At 63.3% G+C, this 23226-nt stretch carries 23 protein-coding genes; 7 read left to right on the top strand and 16 right to left on the bottom strand.

Annotated features, from left to right (window positions below):
- Positions 1-206 precede the first annotated feature (206 nt).
- From MKD49_RS24120 to MKD49_RS24110, 3 genes are all read right to left on the bottom strand, one after another.
- Entirely contained in the window at positions 207-1145 is a 939-nt protein-coding gene (locus MKD49_RS24120) for a delta(1)-pyrroline-2-carboxylate reductase family protein (RefSeq protein ID WP_252697551.1), read from the bottom strand.
- An 18-nt stretch (positions 1146-1163) separates the two neighbouring features.
- Positions 1164-2174, bottom strand: coding sequence for a trans-3-hydroxy-L-proline dehydratase (gene lhpH, locus MKD49_RS24115; protein WP_252697550.1), 1011 nt, complete (start codon positions 2172-2174; stop codon positions 1164-1166).
- A gap of 205 nt (positions 2175-2379) precedes the next feature.
- Positions 2380-3516, bottom strand: a complete 1137-nt coding sequence (locus tag MKD49_RS24110) for a branched-chain amino acid ABC transporter substrate-binding protein (protein ID WP_252697549.1) — start codon at positions 3514-3516, stop codon at positions 2380-2382.
- 379 nt (positions 3517-3895) lie between these two features.
- Between MKD49_RS24110 and MKD49_RS24105 the strand changes: the two genes are divergently transcribed.
- A complete protein-coding gene (locus MKD49_RS24105; RefSeq protein WP_008334229.1) occupies positions 3896-4360 on the top strand; it encodes an Lrp/AsnC ligand binding domain-containing protein in 465 nt (154 codons plus the stop codon).
- On the opposite strand, the gene MKD49_RS24100 is transcribed toward MKD49_RS24105, so the two are convergent.
- The gene (locus MKD49_RS24100) at positions 4350-5354 is read right to left on the bottom strand and encodes an AraC family transcriptional regulator (protein ID WP_252697548.1); all 1005 of its coding nucleotides are present in this window, start codon (positions 5352-5354) and stop codon (positions 4350-4352) included. The two genes, MKD49_RS24105 and MKD49_RS24100, sit on opposite strands and share 11 nt — an antisense overlap.
- A 152-nt stretch (positions 5355-5506) precedes the next feature.
- On the opposite strand from MKD49_RS24100, the gene MKD49_RS24095 reads away from it, so the two are divergent.
- Positions 5507-6040 carry a carboxymuconolactone decarboxylase family protein gene (locus MKD49_RS24095; protein WP_039789581.1) on the top strand — a complete coding sequence of 178 codons (534 nt, stop codon included), beginning with the start codon at positions 5507-5509 and terminating at the stop codon, positions 6038-6040.
- A gap of 180 nt (positions 6041-6220) precedes the next feature.
- Here MKD49_RS24095 and MKD49_RS24090 read toward each other — a convergent pair whose 3' ends face one another.
- The 7 genes from MKD49_RS24090 to gpmA form a co-directional block, all read right to left on the bottom strand.
- The gene (locus tag MKD49_RS24090; protein ID WP_252697547.1) at positions 6221-8260 is read right to left on the bottom strand and encodes a TonB-dependent receptor; all 2040 of its coding nucleotides are present in this window, start codon (positions 8258-8260) and stop codon (positions 6221-6223) included.
- 185 nt (positions 8261-8445) lie between these two features.
- On the bottom strand, positions 8446-8847 hold the full coding sequence (locus MKD49_RS24085) for a hypothetical protein (protein WP_134221067.1): 402 nt from the start codon (positions 8845-8847) through the stop codon (positions 8446-8448).
- An 80-nt stretch (positions 8848-8927) separates the two neighbouring features.
- Positions 8928-9413 carry an RNA polymerase-binding protein DksA gene (dksA, locus tag MKD49_RS24080; RefSeq protein WP_182993485.1) on the bottom strand — a complete coding sequence of 162 codons (486 nt, stop codon included), beginning with the start codon at positions 9411-9413 and terminating at the stop codon, positions 8928-8930.
- A 430-nt stretch (positions 9414-9843) separates the two neighbouring features.
- The gene (locus MKD49_RS24075) at positions 9844-10599 is read right to left on the bottom strand and encodes a HesA/MoeB/ThiF family protein (protein ID WP_209580341.1); all 756 of its coding nucleotides are present in this window, start codon (positions 10597-10599) and stop codon (positions 9844-9846) included.
- A gap of 83 nt (positions 10600-10682) precedes the next feature.
- Positions 10683-12179 (bottom strand): S41 family peptidase, encoded by a 1497-nt coding sequence (locus MKD49_RS24070; protein WP_039789587.1) that lies wholly within the window; start codon positions 12177-12179, stop codon positions 10683-10685.
- Between the two features lie 3 nt (positions 12180-12182).
- Complete coding sequence (locus MKD49_RS24065; protein WP_252697546.1) at positions 12183-13562, bottom strand: murein hydrolase activator EnvC; 1380 nt, start codon at positions 13560-13562, stop codon at positions 12183-12185.
- 125 nt (positions 13563-13687) lie between these two features.
- Positions 13688-14434 (bottom strand): 2,3-diphosphoglycerate-dependent phosphoglycerate mutase, encoded by a 747-nt coding sequence (gpmA, locus tag MKD49_RS24060; RefSeq protein WP_006464885.1) that lies wholly within the window; start codon positions 14432-14434, stop codon positions 13688-13690.
- Positions 14435-14594: 160 nt separating this feature from the next.
- On the opposite strand from gpmA, the gene MKD49_RS24055 reads away from it, so the two are divergent.
- The 5 genes from MKD49_RS24055 (at position 14595) to MKD49_RS24035 (ending at position 17404) form a co-directional block, all read left to right on the top strand.
- Complete coding sequence (locus MKD49_RS24055) at positions 14595-15008, top strand: rhodanese-like domain-containing protein (protein WP_088757369.1); 414 nt, start codon at positions 14595-14597, stop codon at positions 15006-15008.
- A complete protein-coding gene (gene grxC, locus MKD49_RS24050; RefSeq protein ID WP_034340510.1) occupies positions 15005-15265 on the top strand; it encodes a glutaredoxin 3 in 261 nt (86 codons plus the stop codon). Before MKD49_RS24055 ends, grxC begins: the two co-directional genes overlap by 4 nt.
- Before the next feature lie 54 nt (positions 15266-15319).
- On the top strand, positions 15320-15814 hold the full coding sequence (secB, locus tag MKD49_RS24045; protein WP_013232209.1) for a protein-export chaperone SecB: 495 nt from the start codon (positions 15320-15322) through the stop codon (positions 15812-15814).
- 118 nt (positions 15815-15932) lie between these two features.
- A complete protein-coding gene (locus MKD49_RS24040; protein ID WP_039789605.1) occupies positions 15933-16382 on the top strand; it encodes an SH3 domain-containing protein in 450 nt (149 codons plus the stop codon).
- Positions 16383-16399: 17 nt separating this feature from the next.
- On the top strand, positions 16400-17404 hold the full coding sequence (locus MKD49_RS24035) for an NAD(P)H-dependent glycerol-3-phosphate dehydrogenase (protein WP_252697545.1): 1005 nt from the start codon (positions 16400-16402) through the stop codon (positions 17402-17404).
- A gap of 163 nt (positions 17405-17567) precedes the next feature.
- Here MKD49_RS24035 and MKD49_RS24030 read toward each other — a convergent pair whose 3' ends face one another.
- From MKD49_RS24030 to MKD49_RS24010, 5 genes are all read right to left on the bottom strand, one after another.
- Entirely contained in the window at positions 17568-17822 is a 255-nt protein-coding gene (locus MKD49_RS24030; protein ID WP_034340521.1) for a hypothetical protein, read from the bottom strand.
- A gap of 437 nt (positions 17823-18259) precedes the next feature.
- Entirely contained in the window at positions 18260-18850 is a 591-nt protein-coding gene (locus tag MKD49_RS24025; RefSeq protein ID WP_121037753.1) for a GNAT family N-acetyltransferase, read from the bottom strand.
- Positions 18851-18917: 67 nt separating this feature from the next.
- Entirely contained in the window at positions 18918-19565 is a 648-nt protein-coding gene (locus MKD49_RS24020) for an HAD family phosphatase (RefSeq protein WP_252697544.1), read from the bottom strand.
- A gap of 58 nt (positions 19566-19623) precedes the next feature.
- The gene (ccsB, locus tag MKD49_RS24015; RefSeq protein WP_121037747.1) at positions 19624-20778 is read right to left on the bottom strand and encodes a c-type cytochrome biogenesis protein CcsB; all 1155 of its coding nucleotides are present in this window, start codon (positions 20776-20778) and stop codon (positions 19624-19626) included.
- A gap of 93 nt (positions 20779-20871) precedes the next feature.
- Positions 20872-23037 carry a cytochrome c biogenesis protein ResB gene (locus MKD49_RS24010; protein ID WP_121037744.1) on the bottom strand — a complete coding sequence of 722 codons (2166 nt, stop codon included), beginning with the start codon at positions 23035-23037 and terminating at the stop codon, positions 20872-20874.
- Between the last annotated feature and the right edge of the window lie 189 nt (positions 23038-23226).

Here is a 23226-nt window from a genome sequence, read left to right as displayed (position 1 = left end):
TAGCCCAGGGCGATCAGTGCGTACATGCTGCCTAGCACCAATCCGTTGATGATCTGCTGGATGAAAATGTCCATGAAACGGTGTCTCCTTCAGGAGGATGATTGTTGTGAAACGTCAGGAAACTGCAAGGAAACCGCAAACGCACGGGCGTTCGCGAAAAAAGCGTAAATTATTTATCAAATTAAGCGCGCATGCACGCGCAATTTTCAGATCCCCAGTGTGGTGCGCATCACGCGCGCTGCCGCCAGGTCCCACGCGGCCTGGCCCACGGTCTTGAACACCGGCAGCGCCCCCGCGCTGTCGAGCGTGTTCACCGCCGTCTTGCCGGCCAGCACATCGCTGATGCCGACCACCCCCGCCCAGTCCACCTTGGCCTGGATCAGGTCGCCTGCTTCGTGATGCGCGCCAGCGAGGTCATCGACCACGATACGGCGTGCATGCAGCAGGCTGGCCGGGAACTCCACCATGTCCGGCTTGAAGGCACCGACGCCGATGGCCAGCGTATCGGCCGCGATCTGTTCGGGAATCACGGCCACGCGCGACGTAGTCAAGGCAATCACCACATCGGTGCGCGGCAAATCCTGTTGCAACATCTGTGCCGGGAGCGGACTGGCCACGACTTGCGGATGGCGTTCGCTGATGGCCTGGCAGAAAGCCTGGGTACGCGCGAGGTCACGCGCGGCCACCCAGAACTGACGGACACCAAACACTTCCGCCAGCGCATCGGCATGCGCCGCCGCCTGCGCGCCGGTACCGATCAACAGCGCCGATTGCGGCGTGCGCGGCAACAGCGTGCGAATGCCCAGCAGACTCATGGCTGCGGTGCGGCGCGCCGTGACGGTCGGGCCATCCATCAAGGCCAGGCGTCGTCCGGTATCGGTTTCGAAGGCAATCACCTCACCCTGGATCGCCGGCAGCTGATGGCGCGCATTGTCGCCATGCACGGTGATGAGCTTGGTCACCGAGAGATCCTCGGCAATGGCCGGCATGCCCAGCAAGACGCTGTTGGCATCAATGGGAACGACCTGGCGTTCCGGGGCGCGAATCGCACCGCTGGCCAGTTCCTGCGCGGCGCGTGCGAGGGCATCGACCAGCGCGGAATACGGCAGTGCCTGCGCGGTCTGGAGGGAATCGAGGATGTGCATGGGAATCCTGTGGGGAAGTCAGCGCAGGAAGAAACCGGTCGGGAAGGGATCGGACTCTTCCAGCACCCACTGGTTGGTACTCATGATGTGGGCATGGCCGCTCACTTCGGTGAGCGCGCCATCGAAGTCACCCACCTTGGTCGCAGCAGTCACGCGCACGCCGAAGTTGCTGCCGACGATGCTGCCGTTGACGTAGTGCTGGTTCAGCGCCAATTGTCCGCGCAGGAACAGCTGGGCCGCGCGGCCCGAGGTACCGGTGCCGGTGGGCGAGCGGTCCACTTCGCGGTCGGCGAAGATGCAGACGTTGGACTGGTCCGCGCCGGGGAAATTGGGTTCGCTGTCGATGATGGTGCCGTACAGCGTATTGAGGCCCGGCTCCATCGGATGGGCGATGGCGACCTTGGCCATGACGGCGGCCTTGGTCTCGGCACCCAGCTGGATCAGCTGGCGCACCAGTTCAGGCTTGACGGTGAGGCCGGCCTGCGCCGCGTTGATGTAGTAGTAGAAGGCACCACCGAAGACGATGTCACCGGTGATCTTGCCAAACCCGGACGTCTCGACTTCGACGTCGCGGCGATAAATGAAGGCGGGCACGTTGTTGAAGCTGACCTTGCCGGCGCGCACGCCATCCCACTCGACGAAGGCTTCGATGAAGCCGGCCGGGGCATCAAAGCAGATGCGCGTCCGCGGCTGGGTACGTTCAACGTAGCCCATCTCGACCAACACCTTGCCGAGGGCGATGATGCCGTGGCCGCACATGTCGCTGTAGCCTTCGTTGTGGATGAAGATGACGCCGAAGTCGGCACCGGCCGTGACCGGGGGCAGCAGGTAGGCACCATACATGTCGGCATGGCCGCGCGGCTCGTTCATGAGGAAGCGGCGCAGGTCGTCGCGATGTTCGCGCAGCCAGGCGCGCTGTTCCAGGATGGTGCCGGCCGGGATCTTGGGCAGGCCCGAGACCACGATGCGCAGCGGTTCGCCGCCGGTGTGGGCATCGATGGTCTGGACGGTACGGGTATAGCTGAGCATGGTCTTCCTTCCGGGTATGCTGCGGGTCCGCCTGGGCAGAGGGTAACACTGCGGACCGGACATGGGCCCTGCAAGCGGGTACGGCAAGCCGCTCCCGGCCGGTCGGAACCGGCGGGAAGCGGGACACTGCAATGTGGAGCTGGGATCAGGGCCTGGCGCGCCACCCGCGACTGCGGGCGGCAGGATCAGGCCGGGAAAGGACCGATCAGTAGCTGGTCAGGGGAACCGGCAGACCATCCTTGAAGCGATAGACGGTCACGGGCGATTGCTTCAGGTCGTGGTTGGCGTCGAAGTCGTACTGGCCGGCCACGCCCTTGTAGCTGATCTTGGCCATGGCCGGACCGAAGGCTTTCGGATCGACCGAGTTGGCCTGCTTCATGGCTTGCGCGATCAGCATCATGCCATCGTAGAAGGAAACTGCATAGGTTTCAGCAGGACGGCTGTACTTCTTCTGGTAGTCGTCAGCGAAGACCTTGCCATCCTTGGCCTTGTCCAGCATGGTGCCGCCCTGGGTGCAGTAGACGGTTTCACCGATGGCATCGCCACCCAGGCGACCCATTTCCGGCGAACAGATGCCGTCGCCGCCCATCAGGGGTACGTCAATGCCCAGCTGCTTCATCTGGCGCTTGATCGGGCCGCCTTGGGGAGCGTAGCCGCCCAGGAACACGGCGTCGGGCTTCTTGCCCTTGATGGAGGTCAGGATGGCGGTGAAGTCGGTAGCCTTGTCGTTGGTGAAGTCCTTGCTGATGACTTCGATGCCGTTGGCCTTGGCGACCTTGGCGAATTCCTCGGCCAGGCCCTGGCCGTAGGCGGTGCGGTCATCGATGACGGCCACGCGCTTGAGTTTCAGTTCCTTGGCTGCATACAGGGCCATCTTGCCGCCCAGCTGGCTGTCGCTGGCAGCCACGCGGAACAGGGTGGCAAAACCTTGCTGGGTGATCTTGGGGTTGGAGGCGACGGTGGCCACCACGATGCCGGCATCGTTGTAGACGCGCGAAGCAGGAATGGTCACGCCCGAGTTGTAGGGACCGACGATGGCCTTGACGCCCTGGTCAGCCAGCTTCTGTGCCACCGCCACGCCTTGCTTGGGGTCGGCCTGGTCATCTTCGGACAGGACTTCGAACTTGATCTTCTTGCCACCCACGGTGATGGGTTGCGCATTCAGACGCTCGACGGCCATCATCAGGCCGCCCTGGTTGTCCTTGCCGGCCGATGCCTGGGGACCGGTCAACGGGCTGGAGAAACCGATCTTGACGACCTGGGTTTCCTGCGCCATGGCGAAAGCAGGGATCAGCGCCAGCGAGGCGGCGATGATGTTGAGTCCGGAGACGCGCTTGAACATGGGGTGTTTCCTCTCTTCTAGAAAGTCAGACTGCGGTGGGTGATTGCATTGAAAACGCCGGAAAAGCAGGATTTGCGCCATCCCCCGCCTCGTGGGCAGGAGCGGTGCATTCCGTTGATGCCGGGCCGACCGCGTCAGGCCGGTTTTCACCGCCGCGCGCAGGCTGGACCTGGCAAACAAAACTCGTCAAATCTGTTGTCGAGATACTGCTGTGATCCGCGCAGAAACGAGGTGAACTTCGCTTCATGCCCGCATTACGTTATGTTTTTTATGAGGGAGGATTCTATTGACTCTTCCTTGATATTAGGCGCGCTTATTCCCCTTATAATCGGAATAAAATTTTCTCTATATATTTTTAACTGAATAAAGTTCAGAAACCATGGCCGGACTCGACAAGATCAGCAAGAAAATTCTGGCGGAGCTGCAAAACGACGGCCGCATCAGCAACGTCGACCTCGCCGCTCGCGTGAACCTGTCGCCGGCCGCTTGCCTGGAGCGGGTTCGCAAACTGCAGGAAGCCGGCTATATCCTGGGTTATGCAGCGCAGTTGAATCCGGAATTGCTGGATGTCTCCCTGCTGGTCTTCATCGAAGTGGTACTGGACCGCACCACGCCGGATGTCTTTGCCGAATTCAAGAAGAGCGTGCAGAGCATCCCCGAGATCATGGAATGCCACATGGTGGCCGGTGGCTTCGATTACCTGGTCAAGTCGCGGGTCAAGGACATGAACGCCTATCGTGAATTCCTGGGCAAGTCGTTGCTGCAGTTGAAGGGTGTGCGCGAGACGCATACCTATGCGGTGATGGAAGAAGTGAAGAACACCATCCGCCTGCCTATCCGCTGATCCCCACGGCATCCGCAGGATCGTTCCCCGCCACAGCCTGCCCCTGCTCCAGCCTGCCCTTGCGCCGGTACGCCCCGGGCCCCATTCCGCTGAACTTCTTGAATACCCGGTTGAACGCTGCTTCGGACTGATACCCCACAGCTTCGCCGATCTGGGCCGTGCCCATTTTGCTGTAGCTCAATAGCTGCGCGGCACGCGCCATGCGCAATTGCTGCAGGAGTTCGCCTGGCGTAGTGCCGCCGACCTCCTGGAAGCGCCGCACGAAGGTCGCGCGCGACATGTGGCACAGCGCTGCCAGCCGAGGCAGCGTCCAGTCCTGCTGCGGGGCATCCAGCATGGCCTGCATCGCATGTTGCAGGCCGGGATGGGCCAGCAGCGCCAGCAAACCCGGCTGCGGTCCGCCCTGGGCCAGCCAGGCGCGCAGGGCCAGTCCGAACAGCGCCGCCGCCAGCCCGGCCACCACCGCCTGCGCGCCGGCGCGCAATTCTCCGCGGCCATCGGCGCCCCCGCACTCGTTGCGCAGCAGGGTGGCCAGGGTATGCAGGCCATCCCCTTGCGGCAGCTGGTGGCCCCGCACCAGCAAGACTTCCGGCAGCGCCTGCACCAGGGCGTTGGAGTGCGGGGCATCGAAATGGAACTGCCCGCAGAGGAAATCCGACAGGGGCTGCGCGCCGCCGGCATCCTCATCATTCACATTCAGTTGCACCGGCGCTGCAGTCACGCCCGGGCGCGCCGCGATGGCTTCGCCGACGGGCGCGATGAAGAGATCATGCGCTGCGCCACGGGTGAGCACCACCAGATCGCCAGCCTCCAGCAGCAGAGGTTCCCCTTCCGCCAACTGCAGTTGTGCCCTGCCCTCCAGGATGAAGTGATAAGGCGCCACACCCGCCGGCAAGGCGACGTGCGGCAGGTTCCACGGCTGGCCGAAACGGCAGCGGATATCCAGCGCGGCACGCACCGGATGCAGGGAAAGGAGGCGGCTGAGGGCATCCATCATTTTCCTTGGTTGAGCTTTTTGAGCAATTTTATGTCATTTCCAGGCATTCATAATTCCAATCTGTAAGCCTACAGTACCTCCATGCGCAATACGGACCAGCGGCAACCCTGCCCCGGCCAAGGCGCTGACCTTCATCAAGGAGAAATATCATGTCCCGTTTGAACACTGCCCCCATCAGCGAAGCCAGCGGCCAGGCCGCCCAACTGTTTGCCGCCATCAAATCTGCAGTCGGCATGGTGCCCAATGCCTACGCCGGCATCGGCAGCCTGAGCCCGGTAGCGCTGGAGTCCGCCCTGCACCTGGATGGCGCCCTGCGCAAGAGCAGCCTGTCGGCCAAGGAAATCGAAGCCATCAAGCTGGCCGTGAGCGAACAGTCCGGTTGCGATTACTGCCTGGCCGCTCACTCGCTCATGGGCAAGAAGGCCGGCCTCTCCGCCCAGGCCATCGACGGTGTGCGCCATGACCGCCCCTCGGGCGATGACCGCCTGGATGTGCTGGCCGACTTCGCGCGCCGCCTGGTCGCTACCCGTGGCACCGTTCCCGCCGATGTGGTCGAACGCGTGCGGGCCGTCTACAGCGATGCCCAGATCGTCGATACGCTGCTGGCCGTCACTGCAATTACCTTCACCAATCTGTTCAATCGTGTGAACGATACTGTTCTGGATTTCCCGCCGGCACCGTAATCGGCCAGTAAAAAATCCGGAAAATTGACTCATTGCTTCATACGCGCCATACAGGCGAAAAAAAGCCCGGCAGCCTCCTTGCGGAGACGGCCGGGCAAGCTGCGCTGGCGGGAGGCGCAGTCTCCCGCCGGCACCCGGTGACGCCGCTGCCCGGGGCAGCTGGCGTTTCATTCATATCGGTCAAAAGGCGGTGCGTACCCCCACGATGAAGTTGCGGCCACCCAGCGGTACCGTTTCGCGCAGCACCGAGGTGGAAAAACGGATGTCCTGGTTCAGCAGGTTGCGGGCCAGTGCGAACCAGGTCAGCTTCACGCCGTTGAGGCGCTGGGTATAGGACAGGTTGGCGTCCAGCTGGGTGTAGGACGGGGTTTCGTAGGTTTCGAAGGAAGCCAGGCGATCCTGCTTCTGCGCGCGCAACACCTTCACGCCGCTGGCCCAGGGGCCGGTCTTGTAACCCAGCTCGATGCCATAGCGGGTGGACGGTTGCAGCGGCAGGTTGCCGAGATTGTCGAGCGTGCCGCGCGAGGTATCGGCAAAGACCCGGCCGGAGACGCCTTCGCCGTTCCAGTTGTAGGTGACCTCGGCTTCCACGCCGCGGATGGTGGCATCGCCCTGCGACCAGAAGCGCTGGGTGAATTCGCCATTGGGATCGGCCGCGCCAGTATCGTCCACCTGGCCGTTGGTACGGCCGTAGATGTAGTTGTTGACCTTGTTGCGGAACACATTGCCCTTCCAGCGCACCAGTCCTTCGGTCTTCTGCAGGCTCAACTCGATGTTGTGTGAAGTTTCCTTCTTCAGCTGGTTGTCGCCGATGTCGTAGGTGGAGGTCGATTCATGCGGGCCGTTGGAGTACAGCTCTTCCACCGTCGGTGCGCGCTGAGCGAAGGAATAGGTCAGGCCCAGGCCATAACCGGGCTGGAAGGTCCACAGACCGCCGGTGGACCAGGAGATCAGGCCGAAATCGCGTCCCGGCAGGCCGCTGCCGCTGTCCGGTCGGCGGCTCACGCTCTCGGCGCGCAGGCCGGCGCTGGCCAGCACCTGGCCGAACTGCCGCTCTTCCACCAGGAAGCCGGCAAAGGAGGTCGAACGCGTGGGCGGAGTCAGCTCGGAGACCCCGGTATCGGGCGTGAGGGCCGAGTAGTTGCTCTGCTCGGTCTGCACGCCGAAGGTGCCGTGCCAGCCGGCCAGCGGCGCGTGCGTCAGTTCCCAGCGGGTCTGCAGGGCGCGGTTGGAGAAGACCGTGTTGGGCGTGCCGTCCTGCGCCTTCTCGATGTGGGTGTAGTCGGTGTACCCCATGCGGAAGCGGAATTTCTCGATGCCGGCGAAGGGATGATTGACGACGGTATCGAGGTCGTAGCGATTCTGGTGCAGGTCGATGAAGGATTTTTCATCGGTCGGGATGCCGTAGTGGTCGTCCAGGGTCGCCACCGACAGGCCGACGTAACCCCAGTTGGTCACATAGGAAATGCCGCCACCCAAGCTGGTCTCGTGGGTGAAGGAATTGGGCAGGCGGCCCGATGCGCTGCTGCTGTCCCCCTGGCGGGCGTTGCCGGGGATCTTGTAATTGTCGGTGTCGCGGTAGTTGCCGTCCAGGTGCAGGCCGATCTGGCCGGCCGAGGTATCCAGCGAGAAGGACGTGTTCTTTTCGCCATCGACGGTACCGTAGCGGCCTTCGACGGTGCCGGTGGGCTTGCCGACCAGCTCGGTGGGGATACGGTCATTGACCACGTTGACCAGGCCGCCGATGGCGCCCGAGCCATACAGCAGCGCCGCCGGACCGCGCAGGATTTCTATCTGGCGGGCGGTAGCGGCTTCGGTGGCGACCGCATGGTCGTTGGAGACGGTGGAGACGTCGGAGACGCCCATGCCGTTCTGCAGGATCATCACGCGCGGACCTTCCATGCCGCGGATGATGGGACGCGAGGCGCCGGCACCGAAGGCGCTGGCGGACACGCCCAGTTCACCCGAAAGCGTATCGCCCAGCGAGTTGCCGAGCTTGTTGCGCAGTTCGTCACCCGCAATGACCTTGGCGGGGGTGAGGACTTGTACATCCTCCTGAGAGGCGAAGGGGGTGGCAGTGACGACGATGGGTTGCAGCGCCGGTTGGGCAGCGGTTGCAGGGGTCGCGGTGGTGTCAGCCGTCTGGGCCGAAGCCGAAGCGGACCAGGCCGCCAGGGCCGAGAAGACGGCCGAGGCGATGCGTTGGCGTTGAAGAGCCATGTGAATTCCTTGTTATGCGCGAAGCGCCGCCCGCCTTGTCGTGAGGGTGGATGGGGCGGCGCGGATACACCGGCCGTCGGCACGCGATCGCACGCAGCCGCGGCGTCAGGACGACGCCGCGCCACGCACGGATGCGCGAGCGACAACCGGTAACCAGTAATGCGGGTCTTGCAGGGAGAAGGAATTCAGCGCGGCGGGGCGCGCGAGGAGAAATGGCAGTTCAGCGGCGCGTCCCAGGACGCGAAGGCCAGCCACAAGGCCAGCACGCGCACCGGCGGCAGCAACGGAAGGGGAGGAAAATCGATATGCACACCCGCCGACAAGGCAGCGGCGTCATAGGCCACGCAGGAGTGGTGCAGGCCATGGGCGTGGTGGTGATGGGCATCATGCCCGTCGGCGGCAGCGAGTTCGGCGTGCGCCTCCTCGCCCTCGTCGAACAGGGCTTCGCTGATCAGCGAATGGACCGTCCCCGGTGCCCAGCCGGCGTGCGCAATACCGTGCACGAAACCCAGCATCTGCGCGAACAGCAGCGACATCGCCAGCAGGGCGATGACGGTGGAGCTTCGCAGGGCGCGCAGACGGTGCATGAGGCGGGACCAGGTTGGAAACGACAGCGGCACTGCGCCTGCGCACCGCATGGCGCAGGCGTCATCGTGCGAGGCGAGTATCAGTCGCCGTAGAGTTTCTGCTTCAGTTCGCGGCGTTGCTGGGCTTCCAGCGACAGGGTCGCGGTCGGACGCGCCAGCAGGCGCGGGATACCGATCGGTTCGCCCGTTTCTTCACACCAGCCGTACTCGCCATTGTCGATGGAGACGATGGATTGCTGCACCTTCTTGAGCAGCTTGCGCTCGCGGTCGCGGGTGCGCAGTTCCAGCGCGTGTTCTTCCTCGATGGTGGCGCGGTCAGCCGGGTCCGGCACCAGCACGGTTTCGCGCAGGTGTTCGGTGGTTTCATCCGCGTTCTTGAGCAGATCCTTTTCCAGCTGCTGGAGACGGGCCTTGAAGAAAGCAAGCTGCGCTTCGTTCATGTAGTCCTTCTCGTCCATCTTGAGGATTTGTTCCTCGGTCAGCAACTGCGCTGCAGGGGTAGTTTTGGGAGTCTTGGTTGCCACTTCGCTTACTTTCAATACTACGGGTTTTTCAACTATATCCATTCCCGGCTGATGCACGGCTGCCGGAACAGGTCGCTTGTGAATCCACTTCCCTTGCCGCGTTGGCACCTCTTCGATTGACGTTGACGCGATCAGTGCGCAGGTCCGGGCCGTCAGGACCGGGGCGCGCTGCCGATGGCGTACGCTTTTTCGCGGTCAAGGATTGTACACCAACGATTCCGTATGCCAAGCCTTTGGCGCGGCGGCCCGCTGGCCATCTCCTCGGGCGGCGTTCCGGTTCATGGAGCGGTTCATGACTTCCCCTGTGACGGGCTAGGCGGGGCGGGCTGATCGCGCTTGTGAATTGTCGTCGTTCGGAACATCAGCCTGGCGCATGCTGCATGCTATTTGCATTGCAACATCCATCCGTGTTTATACCAGAAGAACGGGGGCCGATGGAAGCGACGATGCGTGCCATCCACAGCGCCCGCGTCTATCCGTGCCGCCGGGCACACACCGGGCACTGGCGGTCGCGGCCGATGCCGATGCTGGTCCATTCCATCTCGCGCGCATCCAGGATCAGGAGGCGTCCCGCCAGCGAGCGGCCGATACCGGCCACCAGCTTGATGGCCTCGGCCGCCTGCATGGTGCCGATGATGCCGACCAGGGGCGAAAACACGCCCATGGTGGAACATTGCACTTCCTCGAACTCGCGCTCGGGCGGGAACAGGCAGGCATAGCAGGGGCTGGCCTCCTGGCGCGGGTCGAAAACGCTGATCTGGCCATCAAAGCGGATCGCTGCCCCCGACACCAGCGGCACCCCGGCTGCCACGCAGGCGCGGTTGACCGCATGGCGGGTGGCGAAGTTGTCGCTGCAGTCCAGCACCACATCGGCCGCCGCTACCAGCGCCTGCAGACGCTCGCCTTCCACCCGCTCGGCCAGCGCCGTGACCTGCACGCCGGGGTTGATCTGCTGCAAGGCTTCGCGCCCGGACGCCACCTTGGGCTGGCCCACGCGCGCGGTGGTATGCATGATCTGGCGCTGCAGATTGGTCAGATCGACGGTGTCGTGATCCACCAGGGTGATGTGGCCCACCCCGGCCGACGCCAGGTACATGGCCGCCGGCGAGCCCAGGCCGCCGGCACCGATGACCAGCGCATGGCCTTGCAGCAGGCGGGTCTGGCCTTCGATGTCGATCTCGTCGAGCAGGATGTGGCGCGAGTAGCGCAGCAGCTGTTGGTCATCCATCGTCATATCCGACACGGTTGAGATGAAAAAAAGGGCCGCTGGCAAGTGCTAGCGGCCCGATGTGCCTGCCCGCAGGCGGCGTATTACTTGGTGGTGTCGATCTTCTCGGCGGGCGCCTTGTTGTCCTTGCGCTCGTCCTTCACCGGGGTGTCGTTCTTGCCTTCTTCATTGCGCACTTCCGGCTTGGCGTTGGAAACCTTCACCGGCAGGCCCTTCAACTGGTTCAGGGCCTGGGTCAGCTGGAAGTCGTCCTTGCTGCCGAAGTCGAGCGGCTTGCGCTTCTTCTCGGCGGCAATCAGGCGCTCTTCCGATTGTTCATCCATGGCCTTGGCCTTGACTTCAGCGGACTTGTCGGTGTCGTTGGTCAGGTGCTTGGAGAGATCGGCTTCACGCAGGCGCAGGCCGTTCAGGCCGTCGCCATCGGGGTACTCGTCCACCATGATGTCCGGCACGATGCCGCGCGCCTGGATGGAACGGCCCTTGGGCGTGTAGTAACGGGCGGTGGTCAGCTTGACGGCGGTGTTCTTCTCCGGCGGCAGCGCGATCACCGATTGCACCGAGCCCTTGCCGAAGGACTGCGTACCCATGATGGTGGCGCGCTTGTAATCCTGCAGGGCACCGGCCACGATTTCGGAAGCCGAGGCCGAGCCGCTGTTGATCAGGACCACCATCGGCACCTTCTTGATGGCATCCGGCAGGCGCGACAGCGGATCCGACAGGGGATTGGCGGCGTAATACTCGCGCTTGGCGTAAAAGGTCTGCTTGGAGCTCGGCAGCTGGCCATTGGTGGAGACCACCACCGAATCCTTGGGCAGGAAAGCCGCCGCCACGCCGATGGCGCCCGGCAGCACGCCGCCCGGGTCATTGCGCAGGTCCAGCACGATGCCCTTCAGGTTGGGTTCCTGGGCGTAGATGGCGGCCAGCTTCTTGGACATGTCGTCCACCGTCGGCTCCTGGAACTGGGTCACGCGCAGCCAGGCGTAGCCGGGTTCGACCACCTTGGACTTGACGCTCTGCACGCGGATCTCCTGACGAGTGATGGTCAGGATGATGGGCTTGTCTTCTTCCTTGCGGGCGATGGTCAGGGTGATCTTGGTGTTGGGTTCGCCGCGCATCTTCTTGACGGCTTCATCCAGGGTCAGGCCCTTGACCGGGGTGCTGTCCAGGCGGGTGATCAGGTCACCGGCCTTGATCCCGGCGCGGAAGGCCGGTGAATCCTCGATGGGGGAGATGACCTTGACGTAGCCATCTTCCATGCCGACCTCGATGCCCAGGCCCACGAACTTGCCCATGGTCCCTTCGCGCAGCTCCTTGTAGGCCTTCTTGTCCAGATAGGCGGAGTGCGGGTCGAGCGAAGCGACCATGCCGGAAATGGCTTCGGTCAGCAACTTCTTGTCATCGACCTGCTCGACATAATCTGACTTGATGAGACCGAACACGTCGGCCATCTGGCGCAGCTCCTCCAGGGGCAGCGACGCCGTTGCATTCTTTTGCGCGATGGCGTCGAACTGAATCATCGCAGTGGCACCTGCCACCATGCCCAACCCGATCAAACCGATATTCTTGAGTTTGCTGCCCATGTGTCACCTAGAAGTTACCCACCCCTGTGGGTCGAATGCGCGGCCTTGATACCGCATTTCAAAGTATAAACCCGATTGCTCATTGCCGCCGCTGTTGCCTGCAGTGGCAATGGTTTCCCCGGTCTTGACCAGGTCACCGGCGCGTTTCAATACCGACTGGTTGTTGCCGTAAATCGTCATGTACTGGTTGCCGTGATCGACGATGATCAGGTTGCCGAAACCGCGCAACCAGTCCGCGAAGACCACGCGTCCTGCTGCCACTGCCCGCACTTCCGCCCCTTCCTGAGCGCGCAGGAACAGGCCCCGGCTGGTCGGTCCGTCGCCGCGGCGGCTGCCGAATTTCGATACCAGCTCGCCCCTGACCGGCAGATGCAATTGTCCGCGCAGGCTGGCAAAGGGCTTGCCGAAATTGTCCGCCTGCGGCTCGGGCAGCGTGTCGTTGCGACCCAACGAAGCCTGTTGCGGCGGTTCGTCATCATCGATGGCGTCGGCCGGATCGGGCATCTTCGGCGCCGGCTTGCCTTCCTTGGCGGCCTTGGCCGCTTCGGCGGCGCGCTTCTCGGCGCGGGCACGCTGTTCAGCCAGACGCTTCTCGCGTTCGGCCTTGGCTTTGGCCAATTGTTCCTGGCGACGTTTCTCGCGGGCCTCGGCTTCGGCCTTTTTCTGCTGCTCGATGATCTGGGCGAGCTTGTCCACCAGGCTGGAGAGGCGCTGCTGATCCTGCTCGATGCGGCCGGCTTCCTGGCGCTGGGCATTGAGTTTGGTGGAAAGCTGCGAAAGCAAGGTCTGGCGGCGGCCCTTCTCGCGTTCCAGTACCTTCTTCTGTTCCTGTTCTTCCTGGGCGATTTCATCCAGTTCGAACTTGGCATTCTGGGTGTCGGCCTTGTTGGCGCGGATCGCCTGCTGGTTGGCACGCAGGGTTTCAATCAGTTTGGCCTGGGCTTGCGAGACATAGCCCATGTACTGCAGCTCGCGATTGATGCGATTGGGATTGTCGCCGGAGAGCAGCAGCTTGATGCGGTCCTCGTTGCCGGCCACGTATTGCTCGCGCAGCAGCTTGGACAGTTGCGCCTGCTGAGCGTTGACCAGCGCGGTCAGTTCGTTCAACTGCTTGACCAGCTGCGCCAGGCGCGCTTCGGTGGCCTGCTGCTCCTGCGCCAGATCGCGCAGCGAACGATTGGCTTTGGAGATCGCCTGTTCGGAAGCGGCCAAGGCATCGGCGGCGTTGTCCTTGGCGGTCTCGGTCTGGTCGATATCGCGCTTGAGCGTAGTCAGGCGCTGTTGCAGGTCGGCCTGTTCCTTTTCGGCGGCCTGCTTCTGCCGGGTCCGCTCGGTGATCGGCTGCGCCTGCACCGCTGCACACAGCAGCAGACTGCAAGCCATCGCCGCCAGCAAGCGAAAGACTCCCCGCGGCGCGCCCGACAGGAGGGCGGAGCGCGCCGGTGGAATGCACTTTCCGGAAAGGGACGCCGCCTGTGCGGCGGGCGTCTTGCTGGAGCAACGCAGTTTTATTTCGACTTCCCTTGATTGGCCACGGCCTTGAGCGCTGCTTCGATGGCGGACTGGTCGCCCAGGTAGTAGCTCTTGATCGGCTTGAGGTCGGCGTCCAGTTCATAGACCAGCGGCTGGCCGTTGGGGATGTTCAGGCCGACGATGTCGTTGTCGCTGATGCCGTCCAGGTACTTGATCAGGGCGCGCAGGCTGTTGCCGTGGGCCGAAATGATGATCTGCTTGCCAGCGCGGATGGCCGGGGCGATGGAGTCATTCCAAGCCGGCAGCACACGCGCCACGGTGTCCTTCAGGCATTCGGTCAGCGGCACCTGCTCGCGCGAGAGGCCGGCGTAGCGGGCGTCGCCGAAGGCATCGCGCTCTTCGCCCGGGGTCAGCGGGTTGGGCGGGGTATCGTAGCTGCGGCGCCAGACCAGCACCTGCTCGTCGCCGTACTGGGCGGCGGTTTCGGCCTTGTTCAGACCTTGCAGGGCGCCGTAGTGGCGTTCGTTGAGGCGCCAGTCGTTCTTGATCGGGATGTACATCTGGTCCATTTCGTCCAGCGTCGTCCAGAGGGTGCGGATGGCGCGCTTCAACACCGAGGTGTAGGCCAGGTCGAAGGAGAAACCGGCTTCCTTGAGCAGCTTGCCAGCCTGGCGGGCTTCAGCCACGCCCTTTTCGGTCAGGTCGACGTCGACCCAGCCGGTGAAGCGGTTGGCCAGGTTCCAGGTCGATTCGCCGTGGCGCATGAATACGATTTTGTACATAGCAGGACTTGTATTGATGATGGATAAACCGCTGCGGCTGCCCCAAAGATCGACTACGCGAGACCGGGTGCACGCCTTAAACTAGACTGTTCGGTCCGGATGCAAACCGCGAATGCTTCTATTTTATAATGCCGGGATTCAGTAAACTCATTGGACTGCCGTGAAATTCATCATCGACAATATTTTCCTGATCGCCCTGGCCTTGGTCTCGGGCGGTGCGCTGCTGGTTCCCTACCTGCAGCAGCGCGGCAACAAGCTGAGCCTCTTGCAGGCCACGCAGATGCTCAACCAGGGCAAGGTGCTGGTGCTGGATGTGCGTGATGCCGAGCAATTCGCCGCCGGCCACCTGCGCGACGCCCGCAACATTCCCTTGAAAGAGTTGCCGCAGCGCATCGGCGAGCTCGACAAGCTCAAGGGCCGCCCGGTCATCGTGGTGTGCCAGACCGGCACCCAGGCCAACCGTGCCGAAGCGTCGCTGAAGAAGGCCGGCTTCACCGAAGTCTACGGCTTGAACGGCGGCATCGCCGCCTGGCAAGGCCAGGGCCTGCCGCTGACCACCAAGGAGGCAAAATGAGCGCTCCCGTGACCATGTACTGCACCGCCGTGTGCCCGTATTGCATGATGGCCGAGCGTTTGCTGGCCAGCAAGGGAATCACGCAGATCGAGAAGATCCGCGTGGATCTCGAACCTCAGCAGCGTGAGCTGATGATGCAAAAGACCGGCCGCCGTACCGTGCCCCAGATCTATGTCGGCGACACCCATGTCGGTGGCTTCGATGACCTGAGCGCACTGGACCGTGCCGGCAAGCTGGACCCGCTGCTGCAAGCCTGACGCCAGGGCAGCACACTCCCCCCCCTATCGATTCACCGAACCTGAAAGAGATCCATGTCGGAACAGAACCAAGAAGCCCAACAGCAACCCGTTTTCCAGATCCAGCGCGTCTACCTGAAGGATCTGTCGCTGGAACAGCCGAATTCCCCGGCCATCTTCCTGGAACAGGAAGCCCCTTCGATCGAAGTGTCGGTGGACGTCGGTGCCGAAGCGCTGGCTGAAGGCGTGTTCGAATCGACCGTGACCATCACCGTGACCGCCAAGGTCAAGGACAAAGTCGCCTTCCTGGTCGAGGGCAAGCAAGCCGGCATCTTCGAGATCCGCAACGTGCCGGCCGAACAGCTGGACCCGCTGCTGGGCATCGGCTGCCCCAACATCATCTACCCGTACCTGCGCGCCAACATCGCCGACGCCATCACCCGCGCCGGTTTCCCGCCGGTGCACCTGGCCGAGATCAACTTCGAGGTGTTCTACCAGCAGCGCCTGCAGGCACTGGCCGAGCAACAAGGCGCGACCCTGGTCAACAACGGCTCCACCGCCGTCAACTGATCGGGTTTCACCCCCTGTCCGCCTGCCGGGCCGGCCGCATCCTCTGCGGCAGCCCGGCACGACAACGAGCCGCCGCAGCCTGTGCTGCGGCGCTTTCCCTTCTGCGGAGACCTTCACGATGAAACGCCTGCCCCTGATTCTTTGCGCAACCCTGCTCGGCGCCTTCATGGCCAAGGATGCCCTGGCCCTGGACTTCAAGTCGGTCGGCGCCTCGCCCGCCATCATGTATGACGCCCCGTCCGAAAAGGGCCGCCGCGTCTATGTCGCGCCGCGCGGCATGCCGGTCGAGGTGGTGCTGACCTATGGCGACTGGAGCAAGGTCAGGGATGCCGCCGGCACGCTGTCCTGGATCTCCTCCAAGGCCTTGACGCCCAAGCGCATGCTGGTGGTGTCGGTGGCCAATGCGCGCATCTTCAATGCTGCCGATGAAGGCAGCCCGGTGGTCTTCACGGCCGACAAGTCGGTCCTGCTGGAGATGCTGGAAAGCCCCAACAACGGCTGGGTCAAGGTCCGCCACCGCGACGGCCAGAGCGGCTTCGTGAAGGCCGGCGATGTCTGGGGCGATTGAGCGAAGAGCGGCCTGAGATGAAAATCACCATTCTGGGCGCTGGCGCATGGGGTACCGCGCTGGCCATTCCCCTGGCGCGCAAGCATCAGGTCGTGCTGTGGGGGCGCAATGCCCAGGCCATGAAGGCCGCCAGCGAGCAACGCGAAAACGGCCTCTACCTCCCCGGATTCGCGCTGCCGCCCGAACTGGCGGTGAGTTCGGACTTCGATGCCGCCGTGCGCCACGTCTGCGACGACCCATCCGATTCGCTGCTCATTGCCGCCTCATCGGTGTCCGGCCTGCGTGAGCTGGCGGGGCATTTGCGCGCCTATGCCATTCCCAACCTGGTGTGGCTGTGCAAGGGTCTGGAAGAGGGCACGCGCCTGCTGCCGCACCAGGTGGTGCAGGAAGTGCTCGGTTCAGGCGTGGCGGCAGGGGTGCTCTCCGGCCCCTCCTTTGCCCAGGAAGTGGCGCGCGGCCTGCCCTGCGCGCTGACCATCGCCGGTGCCGATGCGGCGCTGTGCGAGCGTGTGGTCGCGGCGGTGCATGGCAACAACATCCGTATCTATTCCAGCGATGATCTGGTGGGGGTGGAGATCGGCGGCGCGGTCAAGAATATCCTGGCCATCGCCACCGGCGTGGCCGATGGCCTGCAACTGGGCTTGAACGCCCGTGCAGCATTGATCACCCGCGGCTTGGCTGAAATCACGCGCTTGGGCGTGGCGCTGGGCGGACGTGCAGAAACCTTCATGGGACTCTCAGGGGTGGGCGACCTCATCCTGACCTGCACCGGCGACCTCTCGCGCAACCGGCGCGTCGGTCTGGGACTGGCTCAAAACAAGAAACTGGACGATATCGTCGCCGAACTCGGCCACGTGGCCGAAGGCGTGCGCTGCGCACAGACCGTGCGGGCGCTGGCGCGCGAAAAAGGCACCGAGATGCCAATCACCGATGCGGTGGCGGCAGCCTTGTTCGACGGCGTGTCGGTGCAGGACATGGTGGCCCGGCTGCTGGCGCGGGATCCGCGCGAAGAAAGCCTGTAAGACAGCCTCTCCCGCTCGCACACTGGGACGGGAGATTCACCAAACCTCACCTGAAAGTGAAGCGGAGAAAATGACAGCCGGAGCAGAAATGCCTCCGGCTGTTTTTTATCGCCCGAGAATTCGGAGAGGATTCAGGCGGGTTGTTACCTGAATCCGCCCTGCTTCAACGCGCGATGATGTCGCTTTCCATCTTGGGACGCTTGAAGCGTTGCGGCGAACCGCCTTCGAGCGCGTCATCCATCTGCTTGGAGATCTTGTCGTAGCGCGCGCTGCAGTCATCGTCCTGAGGGACGGCTTCTGCGCCCTTCAGGCGCTTGGCCAGACGGGTACTGCGCGCTTCCCCGCCCATGACGTATTGCTGGGCGGCGCGGCCGGCGTGGTTATTGTTCGTGGTCTTGTTGCGTTGTATGGCTTGCATCGTATTTCCTCTTACGTCGCTGACGCTCAACGTTCTTCCATCCTGAGTTGTTGTTCGGAAGAACACGCAGCGCCCCGGAAGATGTTGCCTGCTGCCTTGATTCCGGGAGACTGCTCCAGATACACAAGCACTGCGTTTCTTGACAGTGCTTTAGGTATGTAACGCCCGAGCGGCATTTTGGAATACGCGAAAAGTCAGTATTTTGTCAGCCAAATTGAAATTACTGCTCGCCGGCAAATTCATGCGGCTGCGCAAAAAATGACGCAAACCCGCTACCATCAAGGCTGACAGCGCTGTCAGAATGCGCAGGATTGTGCACTTTTGCTGAACAAAAAAAAGAGAAAAAAAATGTTGCGAAACGTATCTTCCTTCACGAGACGCATCAAAAATACGACGAAAAATTACCAAGAAGAATATTTATCACCCGCTGCGACAACTCATCCGTGCACCGGCACGGGCAGACCGAGATCCGCCGGTACGAGTGAAAAAACCTTTGCATCGCGCGGCTCACCATGAAAGACCAGGCGATTGCGCGCCAGGCATTCCAGCGTGGCACCCGCCTTCTCCGCCACCCTCTGGCTACGCAGGTTGCCGGCCTGGGCCACGATTTCCAGGCGGGTGAGCCCGGTCCTGGAGAAGGCGAAAGCCGCCGCCGCCCGCGCGGCAAGGGCGGCGATGCCGCGGCCGGTGTAGCCCTCACGCACCCAGTAGCCCAGGTTGGCCATCTGGTTCAGCTGGCTGACCTGATTGATGGCCACCGAGCCGATCACCAGGCCGTTGCTGCGATCGATGATGTTGAAATCGTAAGCCGCGTGTACATGCCATTGCTCGATGGAGCGCTGCAGGAACAGCTTGGCGTCCAGCAGGCCGTAGTCGGGCGTACACCAGGCTTCCCACTGGCCGATGGCATCGCGCGACTGGCGCACCGCGTCATACAGCGCCGGGGCCTCGCGCAGGCCGAGCGGGCGCACTTCGATGGCGCGGTCGCAGTAGATGATTTGCCGTTCGCGGTCGATGGAGCGGAGCATGGGATCCGTGGATGAAGTTTCTTTCAGATCTTACCGAAATTGGACGGTGCCGGAACTGTCCCTGCGGTCAGCCCAGTTGCGCCCGCAATTGCGCCAGATGGGTGATGACCGCCACTTCCGCGGGCAGCTCCGGATGCACGCCATGCTCCTGCAAGGCGATCACACGCATGCCCGCTGCCAGCCCGGCTTGCACGCCCGGCAGGCTGTCTTCCACCACGGCGCAGCGCCGGGGCGGGACGCCCAGGCGTTCTGCGGCGAACAGAAACAGGGCGGGATCGGGTTTCCAGCGTTGCACGTCGTAGGCGCTGAAGATGCGGCCGGCAAAATGCGGCAGCAGTCCGGTCACGCGCAGGCACAGCTCGATCTTGTGATGCGGGGCGTTGGACGCCAGGGCAAAGGGCAGGTGCAGCTGCTCCACCATCTCGACGGCACCGTTGATGGGTTGCAGGTGCTGCTCCAGCATGCCGCCCATGAGGGCGCGCAGCTCTTGCTCGAAGTGGTCAGGCAGGGTCTGGCCATGCAATTGCTCGATGTGCGAGATGCACCACTTCATGCTCACGCCGCGAAAACGCGCCAACGCCTCGTCGGGGCTGAGGGTGACGCCGTAAGTGGCCACGTACTCGGACCAGGCCCGGGCGGCCACCACTTCGCTGTCGACCAGGGTGCCGTCACAGTCGAAGATGACCAGTTCGGGCGCGGCAGGGGGCTGCTTCATCATTGCTCCTTGTTGTTCGGGGGCGTTGGCCGCCCTCTTCAAGGAGCCGCCAAACCCATCAAAGTTCGCCGTAGGAATGCAGGCCCGAGAGGAACATGTTCACTCCCAGGAAGGCAAACGTCGTCACCAGCAGGCCCACCAGCGCCCACCAGGCGGCGGTGCGGCCACGCAGGCCCTTCATGAGGCGCATGTGCAGCCAGGCGGCATAGTTGAGCCAGACGATCAGGGCCCAGGTTTCCTTGGGATCCCACGACCAGTAGCCGCCCCAGGCTTCAGCGGCCCACAGCGCCCCCAGGATGGTGGCGATGGTGAAGAAGGCAAAGCCGACGGCGATGGCCTTGTACATCACGTCATCCAGCACTTCCAGCGTGGGCAGGCGATCGGCCAGGATGCCGCGCTCGCGCAGCAGGTAGGCCACCGCCACCATCGCCGCCAGGGCGAAGGTGCCGTAGCCGATGAAGTTGGCCGGCACGTGGATCTTCATCCACCAGCTCTGCAGCGCCGGCACCAGCGGCTGGATCTCGGCCGCATCCCGCGAGACGGTATACCACATCAGGAAAGCGACCGCCGCCGTGATGACGGTCAGCACAAAAGCACCCAGCTGGCGCGTGGCGTAACGTTCTTCGTAGTACAGGTAGAAAAGGGCCGTAATCAGGCAGAACAGGACGAAAACTTCATATAAATTGGAAATGGGGATGTGGCCCACATCCGGGCCGATCAGGTAGGACTCGTACCAGCGCACCATCATGCCGGTGAAGCCCAGCACCACGGCCGCCCAGCACAGGCGCGAGCCGATCGCGCTGCCGGTGCCGGCGGTGGTTGCCAGGCCGCCCCAGTAGAACAGCGTGGAGAGGCAGAACAGCGCGCTCATCCACAGGATCGCGGACTGGCTGGAGAGCATGTACTTGAGGAAGAATTTCTTGTCCGCCAGTTCCAGCGCGCCGCCATACATGGCGATGGCCCCCAGCGAGAGCACGGCGATCACCAGCATCAGCAGGCGAACCGGCTTCCAGTGCCAGCCCAGCCAGGCGAAAGTCGGTGCGGCCAGCAGCAGCACGCCCTTCTCGTAGTAATCCATATAGCTGCCGAAGCGCCCGAAGGCGTACAGCGATCCGGCCACCAGTGCGGCGGCGTAGATCCAGTCGACGAGACTGAGCCGCCGGAAAAAGCCTTGCTCTTGCTCGTAGGCCTGGTTTGCTTGGGTCAGTTGCATTGCGTTCTCCACTGCTGCTGTCCCGGCACATGCGCAAGCCAAGCCTGCCCCATGTGCCGGGAGATCGCCGCCATTACCGGCGGCATGAAGGGTTCAGGCCGAGGGACCGGGGGCGGGCTGGCCCGCGCCGGTCAGACGGTCTTTCATCTGTTCGAATTCCTTGTCGAAGTCCAGTGTGCGGCGCTGCGTGCTCATGGCCAGCAGGGCCTGGCTGCCCTGGCCATCGGGACCGGGCTTGATCCAGATCCACAGGCGCCGTTCACGAATGTACAGCATCGCGAACACGCCCAGTACCAGGAACAGGCAACCCAGGTAGACCACCTTCTTGCCCGGTGAACGCGTCACCTGCAGCACCGAGGCCTTGATCTCCTGGAAACTCGTGAGCTGCAGGAACACCGGTGCCGGATAGAAGGCCGCATCGGCCAGGGCATTGATGGCCAGCTGCAGATAGCGTCCGTGCTTCTCGTCGCTGGCCACCGGAGCGAGACCCTCTTGGGCGCGCGCAGCTTGCCACAGTTCCCACATGCTGCCGTTGAGGATCTTCATGAAGATGTCGGCGGCCTTTTCCTGTTCGGCCGCGGGCAGTTGCTCCAGGAAGCGCGTCACGGCGATGTAGCCGGAGACCTTGCCGTCGCCGGCAAAAATGGTCAGCCCGCGCAGGGCCGATTGTTCCAGTTGCTCCCGCAACACGGGCGAGGCTTCGCGCCCGCTGCTGATGGCCTGCCGCGCATAGCGGCGTGCGGCTTCCTGGCGCAAAGCCGGATTGGCCAAGGCCGCGCGCAAGCGCATCCACTCGGCCACGCTGTCGTTGTCATCGGCGGGAATGCGCAGGTAGCGGAAGGGCTGGTCTGGCTGCTCGCGCATGCCGGCCAGGAAGACATCGGCACCATCGATGGGCAGCGACTGCATGTAGTTGAAGTATTCGCGCGCCTGCCCGGTCTTGTCGCGCAGCTTGTACTGCACGCTCGGGCCGACATTCTTGAAGTCCTTGCTGTTGGCATTCTTGGCACTGGAGCCGAGGTGCTTGTCCAGGCCGTCCATGAAGCCGCGATTGACATTCTTGCCCACGTTGACCGCGCGCGCATCGCCCGAGGTCGAGCCGGAGGCCTGGCCGGAGGCGGCGGCCTGCATGTTCTCGACGTTGAAGGGACGGAAGCCGCTCCACTCGATGGTGTAGTCACCGCTGCTGGAGGACAGCGGCGTGGTGCCGTTAACCTCGCCGGCCAGGTCGAAGTGGCTGTTGCTGCCGCCGCGCATCGGATAGGCGACCAGCTTGAGCTTGCTGCCGCCGTCCTCGAAGCTGGACTGATAGATCGCCACGCCCTTGTAGATCAGCGGTTCGTTGACCTTGATGGTGGCGGCGGTTTCCTTGCCGGTTTCATGGTCGCGCACCACCACTTCGCTGGCGAAGAGCTTGGGCATGCCGGTCGAGTAGAAGTCGATGATGAAACGCTTCAACTGGATGGTGAAGGGCAAGTCCTGGATCATCACGCCATCCTTCTGCGGGATGATGGCGGTGCTGCTGCTGGAGCCTTCAGGAATGAGCGTGTTGCCGCGGAAGGTCGGGTTGTTCAGGCCCAGGCGATAGCGTTCGGGGATCTCGGAAATGATGCCATTGCCGGCAAAGGCCGACTTGCCATAGAACCATTGCTGGAAGCGGATCGGCAGATCCGAATCGAGCAGGCCGCCCAGGCAGATGATGACGATGGCCGCGTGCGCGAAAATGTAGCCCCACTTGTTGGCCGCCCCCTGCTTGGCCGCCAGCAGCGTGCCGCCTTCCTTGTCGGCCAGCCTGGTCTTGTAGCCGCGCGCGCCGACCTGGCGCTGCAGCCGCGCCGCAGCCTCGGCCGGGGCTTCGGCAGTCGTCCATTCATGCTTGTGATGGAAATTGCGCAGCGACTGCTCGCGCACGTTGTCGCGCCAGCTCTTCACATCGCGCAACATCTTCGGCGCATTGCGGGCGATGCACAGCGAGGTCGACAGCACCAGGAAGCCCATGATCAGCAGGAACCACCAGGCCGAATACACCGCATACAAACCGGCCTTGCCGAAGATCTCGAACCAGAACGGACCGAACTGGTTCACGTAGTTGGGCATCGGTTCGTTCTGCTTCATCACCGTGCCGATCACCGAGGCGATGGCAATCAGCGTCAGCAGGCTGATCGCAAAGCGCATCGATGAGACCACTTCGACGGCCTCGCCGAGCCAGCGCTGGCGAGTCCTGATCTGGATTCCTTGGGTACTGCTGCCCGTCGTCATATTCCTGCCTTACCGGACCGGGCCTGCCGGTTCCGCTTACCTGGGGGATCTCCTTGCCGGCCGGCAAAGCGATGCGAACCCGGATTTTACCGCTCCGGGGGAAAGTCCGTGATACGCGCCTGCGTAGCCCGGGTATGCCGGGGCGATTATCTGGTCCGGCGGGGAGGGATCATGCCGTGTTGGACGATG

This window comes from Herbaspirillum sp. WGmk3 (assembly GCF_023952535.1).
Taxonomy (GTDB): domain Bacteria; phylum Pseudomonadota; class Gammaproteobacteria; order Burkholderiales; family Burkholderiaceae_D; genus Herbaspirillum; species Herbaspirillum huttiense.
Note: the sequence above shows the minus strand (reverse complement) of the source record. Positions and strands in the feature narration are given on the sequence as shown.